The organism is Neisseria sp. HMSC070F02, assembly GCF_001814225.1.
Lineage (GTDB): Bacteria > Pseudomonadota > Gammaproteobacteria > Burkholderiales > Neisseriaceae > Neisseria > Neisseria meningitidis.
Window position 1 is genome coordinate 23,637 of sequence record NZ_KV815451.1, and the last position, 6,345, is coordinate 29,981.

7 protein-coding genes and 1 pseudogene are annotated in these 6,345 nt (G+C 48.4%); 2 read left to right on the forward strand and 6 right to left on the reverse strand.

All coding sequences use genetic code 11. The annotated features are described in order from the left end of the window. Positions 1–81 precede the first annotated feature (81 nt). The 6 genes and pseudogenes from ubiB to HMPREF2959_RS07275 form a co-directional block, all read right to left on the reverse strand. Positions 82–1,593 (reverse strand): ubiquinone biosynthesis regulatory protein kinase UbiB, encoded by a 1,512-nt coding sequence (gene ubiB, locus HMPREF2959_RS07255; RefSeq protein ID WP_002243336.1) that lies wholly within the window; start codon positions 1,591–1,593, stop codon positions 82–84. A gap of 34 nt (positions 1,594–1,627) precedes the next feature. Continuing rightward, a pseudogene (locus HMPREF2959_RS07260) lies at positions 1,628–1,840 on the reverse strand (peptidase); the annotation flags it as partial. Positions 1,841–1,860: 20 nt separating this feature from the next. Then, positions 1,861–2,247 (reverse strand): hypothetical protein, encoded by a 387-nt coding sequence (locus HMPREF2959_RS07265; protein ID WP_371441791.1) that lies wholly within the window; start codon positions 2,245–2,247, stop codon positions 1,861–1,863. Then, the gene (locus HMPREF2959_RS12630) at positions 2,244–2,390 is read right to left on the reverse strand and encodes a hypothetical protein (protein WP_003709540.1); all 147 of its coding nucleotides are present in this window, start codon (positions 2,388–2,390) and stop codon (positions 2,244–2,246) included. The genes HMPREF2959_RS07265 and HMPREF2959_RS12630 overlap by 4 nt, the downstream gene beginning before the upstream one ends. A gap of 16 nt (positions 2,391–2,406) precedes the next feature. After that, positions 2,407–2,745, reverse strand: coding sequence for an iron-sulfur cluster insertion protein ErpA (erpA, locus tag HMPREF2959_RS07270; protein ID WP_002219692.1), 339 nt, complete (start codon positions 2,743–2,745; stop codon positions 2,407–2,409). Positions 2,746–2,876: 131 nt separating this feature from the next. Beyond that, the gene (locus HMPREF2959_RS07275; protein ID WP_002225569.1) at positions 2,877–3,563 is read right to left on the reverse strand and encodes a S24 family peptidase; all 687 of its coding nucleotides are present in this window, start codon (positions 3,561–3,563) and stop codon (positions 2,877–2,879) included. A 187-nt stretch (positions 3,564–3,750) separates the two neighbouring features. Here HMPREF2959_RS07275 and HMPREF2959_RS07280 point away from each other — a divergent pair, with 187 nt between their 5' ends. Next, positions 3,751–4,023, forward strand: a complete 273-nt coding sequence (locus tag HMPREF2959_RS07280) for a hypothetical protein (protein ID WP_002225570.1) — start codon at positions 3,751–3,753, stop codon at positions 4,021–4,023. Between the two features lie 207 nt (positions 4,024–4,230). Next, a complete protein-coding gene (gene dnaK / locus HMPREF2959_RS07285) occupies positions 4,231–6,159 on the forward strand; it encodes a molecular chaperone DnaK (protein ID WP_002243335.1) in 1,929 nt (642 codons plus the stop codon). Positions 6,160–6,345 lie beyond the last annotated feature (186 nt).

Genomic DNA, 6,345 nt, shown 5'->3' on the forward strand with positions numbered 1-6,345 from the left:
AACGCCGTACTGGTTTTTGTTAATCCACTATAACCGATTTCCTTATAAACGGGCGGAGTCGGGCGATGATTCGGACAAAGCCTATTTCAAAAGCAAAATCAGCAGCAAAACAACCGCAATCACAGCCAGCCACAGGCTTTGCCGCTGCTGCACTTTGACCAAATGGATATAGGCATCACGCATTTCCTGCTGGCGGTTTTCATCAATCAACGCACTGATTTTGCGCGGCAATGAAGGAATGATTTGCGCCCAGTCGGGGGCTTCGTTTTTGAGGTTGCGCCAAAGGGCTTTAGGGCCGACCTGCCCGTTCATCCATTTCACCAAAAACGGTTTGGCGGTTTTCCACAAGTCCAAATCGGGATCAAGCTGCCGTCCCAAGCCTTCGATGTTGAGCAGCGTTTTTTGCAGCAATACCAGCTGCGGCTGGATTTCGACATTGAAGCGGCGGCTGACTTCAAACAGGCGCATCAGCACCAAGCCGAAGGAAATCTGCGAAATCGGTTTGTTGAACACTGGTTCGCACACGGCGCGGACAGCCGCTTCCAACTCTTCCGCGCGCGTGTCGGCGGGCACCCAGCCCGATTCGATGTGGGCGGTGGCGACGCGCCGGTAATCGCGGTTGAAGAAGGCGAGGAAGTTGATGGCGAGATAACGTTTGTCGTAATCGGTCAGCGTGCCGACGATGCCGAAATCGAGGGCGATGTAGCGGTTGTCGGCGGCAACCAAAATATTGCCGGGGTGCATATCCGCGTGGAAAAAGCCGTCGCGGAAAACTTGCGTGAAAAAGATTTCCACGCCGTAATCGGCAAGTTTGTGCAAATCAATGCCGTCTGCTTTGAGTTTAGCGATGTCAGATACCGGTGTACCGTCCATCCATTCGATGGTCAGTACGTCGCTGGTGCAGTAGTCGTAAAACACCTTCGGCACAATCAGCATATCGCTGTTTTGGAAATTGCGTCCGAGTTGTCCGGCATTGGCGGCTTCGCGCATCAAATCCAACTCGTCGTGCAGATATTTGTCGAACTCCGCCACCACTTCGCGCGGCTTCAGACGCCTGCCGTCGGCAAACAGACGCTCGACCCAAGCCGCGCCGAAACGCATCAGCGACAAATCCTGTTCGATAAGGGGCAAAAGGTTGGGGCGCAAAACTTTGACAGCCACTCGTTCGCCCGAATGCAGGCGGGCTTTGTGTACTTGGGCGATGGACGCGCTGGCGATGGGCTCGGTTTCAAATTCCGCATACAGCTTTTCGATGGGCTGACCCAGCGATTTTTCGATTTGTTCACGCGAAAGCCGCGCGTCAAAAGGCGGCACTTTGTCTTGCAGCTTTGCCAGTTCGACGGCGTAATCGTGCGGAATCAAATCGGGGCGTGTGGACAAAACCTGCCCGAACTTGATGAAAATCGGCCCCAGGCTTTCCAAGGCAAGGCGCAGACAGACGGCAGGCGGTTCGTTTTTCAATTTGGACGACTGCGGCATCATTTTCAGCAGAGCGCATATCCAACCGCTACCCATCAGCGAAGCACACAGACCTGCCAGCCGATAGCGGTAAAAAGTCCCGACAATGACCGTCAGGCGTTTCAACCATTTCATATATAAAATCCCGAATACAGCATTTATCGGACAATCAAAAAATCTTACCGAGCAGATAGCCCAAAAAGGCAATCAGCAGCCCGAAAAGCAGCGGTTTGATATTGCGGGTCGGCGGTTCAGGTTGCGAAGGTGCGGAAATATCATCTTCCCGCCCGCCATGAAGTTCAAGATATTCGGGCATTTCCCCATCCGCGCCCTCTCCTTCGCCCTCACCTTCCTCCGGCGGCACGACCGTTTCTAACTCCATATGTAGTGGATTAACAAAAATCAGGACAAGACGACGAAGCCGCAGACAGTACAGATAGTACGGAACCGATTCACTTGGTGCTTAGCACCTTTAGAGAATCGTTCTCTTCGAGCTAGGGCGAGGCACAACGCCGTACTGGTTTTTGTTAATCCACTATATCTCCGGGTAATAATATCCAAACCCAAATAGCTGAAATAATCGTGCAACTCTTCCCGTTTCGCCCAAGTGCATTTTTCCTCAACCAGCACTTGAGGTTTGGAATCGAGCGATTCGATCAATCCTTCCGCCTTTTCCTCGCCGAGATTCTCCCTGAGGCACTCCCGGATAAGCCCGCGATCCACTTGGGGCGGGTAGGAAACATATACATCGTACAAATCATTTCGGTAATCTTTACTCATCTCAATCATAAGGGAACAAATACGCCTGATACCGTTCCGCCCGTTCCTTTCGGGAAACCCGATTCATCTTCAAACAATCGGATTATATGTGAATTCATCCCGATAATATATTTTCCAAAAGTAAAAATGCCGTCTGAACGTTCAGACGGCATCACACAAACCAAGCGGTCATACGGAAAACGACGATCCGCAACCGCAGGTTGTTTCCGCATTCGGATTGCGGATGACGAATTGCGAACCCTGCAAACTTTCCGTATAGTCGATTTCCGCACCGACCAGATATTGATAGCTCATCGGATCGACCAAAAAGACCAAACCGTTTTTCTCAATTTCAAAATCGTCGTCGTTTTTGATTTCGTCAAAAGTAAATCCGTACTGGAAACCCGAACAGCCGCCGCCATTGACAAAAACCCGCAATTTCAAATCGGGATTGTTTTCTTCGGCAATCAAATCGGCAACTTTGGCACAGCAGCTGTCAGTAAAAATAATAGGGCTTTCATCCGACATGGTGTTATTCCTTAATATAATATTTTCTGCATTCTCTCTCAAACCCCCTTTAAAGGCAAGCAGGCTTCGCCTTTGAAAAAGGAATTGTTCCAATAGATAAGTTTGACCGCCTGCAATTTCAAGCCCCAAACTCAAATCGTCCTGCCGAACCACTCGACACGCCCGATAATCTCCACATCATCGGTCAAATCGTTCAAATTGATTTCAAAAGCAGGATAAGCCTCGTTTGCAGAAATCACATTGATAATCCCGCCCGGTACAATCTGTAAACGTTTAACCAGCAGATTTTCATTAATCCGCAACACATACAGACCGTCCCTCGGCGTATTTTCACCATGATTGACCAAAATCGAATCGCCGTCATTCAAAACCCCCTCCATCGAATCCCCCTTGACGGAAATTACAGACAGGTTTTTCGTATCGCGGGTAACATAATTCTCAATCCAATGCCGTCTGAACGCCATTGTAAATACCGGTTCCTCATGATCGACAAACTGCCCGTATCCCGCAGCCGCCCGAATATCATATCTCGGCACAAAGACAAACTCGTCCGTATCGACTTCATTGCCCAAAGTATCGTAAGCAAGGGATTTTTTTGGGGCTTCATCCGGAAACGGATTACCCTCCCCGGTCAGCAGCCAATCGATACTACACCCCTTCAACTGCTTGATTTTTTTCAATGTTTCAGACTTTGGCAGACCGCCTTCATTCCATATCCTGCTGAAGCCCGCAATCGTCATTTCAATATCGGATGCGATTTTTGCCTGCCTCGCTTCGCTTTTCCATAAAAAAACCAGTCTGTCTTTAAAGGTTTCCATAAATATCCTTCCACTCCCCTTCATTCAATCATCTAAAGTAAACATGAAATATATTTTACCTTAGCTATCCAAAAAACGGAACAATTATGATAAACTAAATTTAAATTATGATTTTTCTTACTTAATACATAATTTTTCAGATTTTTCCATAGGTTTAATCCTGAATTGACAGAAAAAGGATAGAAAAATGAAGAAAACCGGCAAATATCTTATCTATACTGCGGCATTTACCGCATTCTGCTTTGCCTTCCAAGAAAACCGTTCTGAAGCCAAACAGCCCGACATCACTTTATCCGCATCCCTGTGCGAACAATTCAACATACTGAACGCCAAAGATATGGATGCAGAACAAGTCTCCCTTTCCAAAGAATGCGACATCATCGAGTCTTCACACGACTGGGAAAAAGAGTACGGCAACTTGAACGAACAGGAAATGCTCGCCGGCATCGTCTATGAATAAACCTGCCTGCCATTTGAAACATTATGCTTGAATGCATTGGAGCCAAATGTATTAAATCAAATATAAAACCAATATATTCATAAAGTTATATACTTATAGCCATGCTGTAGCTTGAAACAGCCCGCCGCCCGCCCTATTTACAGCCCATCGGGACAAAATGTTCCAACATATTTCTCAAAATAAGCAAAATCAAATAGGATTATCCACATGGCAAAAGTAATCGGTATCGACTTAGGTACAACCAACTCTTGTTTGGCCATTTCCGAAAACGGTCAAACCAAAGTGATCGAAAACGCAGAAGGCGCACGCACCACGCCGTCCGTTATCGCTTATTTGGACGGCGGCGAAATCCTCGTCGGCGCGCCTGCCAAACGCCAAGCCGTAACCAACGCTAAAAACACTATTTACGCCGCCAAACGTTTGATCGGCCACAAATTTGAAGACAAAGAAGTCCAACGCGACATCGAATCTATGCCTTTTGAAATCATCAAAGCCAACAACGGCGACGCATGGGTGAAAGCGCAAGGCAAAGAGCTGTCTCCTCCTCAAATTTCCGCAGAAGTCCTGCGTAAAATGAAAGAAGCCGCCGAAGCTTACTTGGGCGAAAAAGTAACCGAAGCCGTGATTACCGTTCCGGCCTACTTCAACGACAGCCAACGTCAAGCTACCAAAGACGCAGGCCGTATCGCCGGTTTGGACGTGAAACGCATCATCAACGAGCCGACCGCAGCCGCTTTGGCATTCGGTATGGACAAAGGCGACAACAAAGACCGCAAAGTAGCCGTATATGACTTGGGCGGCGGTACTTTCGATATTTCCATCATCGAAATCGCCAACCTCGACGGCGACAAACAATTTGAAGTATTGGCTACCAACGGCGATACTTTCTTGGGCGGTGAAGACTTCGACCAACGCTTGATCGACTACATCATTGACGAGTTTAAAAAAGAACAAGGCATTGATTTGAAACAAGACGTCATGGCTCTGCAACGTCTGAAAGAAGCTGCCGAAAAAGCCAAAATCGAATTGTCCAGCGGCCAGCAAACCGAAATCAACCTGCCGTACATCACCATGGACGCAACCGGCCCGAAACACTTGGCGATGAAAATTACCCGCGCCAAATTCGAAAGCCTGGTTGAAGACCTGATTGCCCGCTCTATCGAGCCTTGCCGCACCGCATTGAAAGATGCCGGTCTGAGCACTGGCGACATCGACGACGTGATTTTGGTCGGTGGTCAAAGCCGTATGCCGAAAGTACAAGAAGCCGTTAAAGCCTTCTTCGGCAAAGAGCCGCGCAAAGACGTGAACCCTGACGAAGCTGTCGCCGTAGGCGCAGCGATTCAAGGCGAAGTGTTAAGCGGCGGCCGCAGCGACGTATTGCTGCTGGACGTAACCCCTCTGTCCTTGGGTATCGAAACCATGGGCGGCGTGATGACCAAGCTGATTCAAAAGAACACAACTATTCCGACTAAAGCGTCGCAAGTGTTCTCTACCGCCGAAGACAACCAAAGCGCAGTAACCATCCACGTACTGCAAGGCGAACGCGAACGCGCTTCTGCCAACAAATCTTTGGGTCAGTTCAACTTGGGCGACATCGCACCTGCACCGCGCGGTATGCCGCAAATTGAAGTTACTTTCGACATCGACGCCAATGGTATCTTGCACGTTTCTGCCAAAGACAAAGGCACCGGTAAAGCAGCCAACATTACCATCCAAGGTTCTTCAGGTTTGAGCGAAGAAGAAATCGAACGCATGGTGAAAGATGCCGAAGCCAATGCTGAGGAAGATAAAAAGCTGACTGAATTGGTCGCTTCCCGCAACCAAGCCGAAGCCCTGATTCACTCCGTGAAAAAATCTTTGGCCGACTACGGCGACAAACTCGACGCTGCCGAGAAAGAAAAAATCGAAGCCGCGCTGAAAGAAGCCGAAGAAGCCGTGAAAGGCGACGACAAAACCGCCATCGATGCCAAAGCCGAAGCACTGGGCACAGCCAGCCAAAAACTGGGGGAAATGGTTTACGCTCAAGCACAAGCTGAAGCCCAAGCAGGCGAAAGCGAACAAGCCAATGCTTCTGCAAAGAAAGACGATGATGTCGTAGATGCCGACTTTGAAGAAGTAAAAGACGACAAAAAATAATTGATGCCGTCTGAAAAAAGCGCGAACCGTTTGATTCGCGCTTTTTTCAATTGAGATAAAAGACCATAGCATAACAGAGGTTCCAAATTCATCTACCGTGATATTCCCAAGCCCAAGTTCTAACTGTTATATCGGTTCTCTGGAAATTTTTTATATAGTGGATTAAATTTAAACCAGTACAGCGTT

Bases quoted from the DNA above. Each gene is read 5' to 3' on its own strand.
- ubiB (WP_002243336.1), bottom strand. From the start codon at position 1,593: ATGAAATGGTTGAAACGCCTGACGGTCATTGTCGGGACTTTTTACCGC.
- HMPREF2959_RS07265 (WP_371441791.1), bottom strand. From the start codon at position 2,247: ATGATTGAGATGAGTAAAGATTACCGAAATGATTTGTACGATGTATAT.
- HMPREF2959_RS12630 (WP_003709540.1), bottom strand. From the start codon at position 2,390: ATGCCGTCTGAACGTTCAGACGGCATTTTTACTTTTGGAAAATATATT.
- erpA (WP_002219692.1), bottom strand. From the start codon at position 2,745: ATGTCGGATGAAAGCCCTATTATTTTTACTGACAGCTGCTGTGCCAAA.
- HMPREF2959_RS07275 (WP_002225569.1), bottom strand. From the start codon at position 3,563: ATGGAAACCTTTAAAGACAGACTGGTTTTTTTATGGAAAAGCGAAGCG.
- HMPREF2959_RS07280 (WP_002225570.1), top strand. From the start codon at position 3,751: ATGAAGAAAACCGGCAAATATCTTATCTATACTGCGGCATTTACCGCA.
- dnaK (WP_002243335.1), top strand. From the start codon at position 4,231: ATGGCAAAAGTAATCGGTATCGACTTAGGTACAACCAACTCTTGTTTG.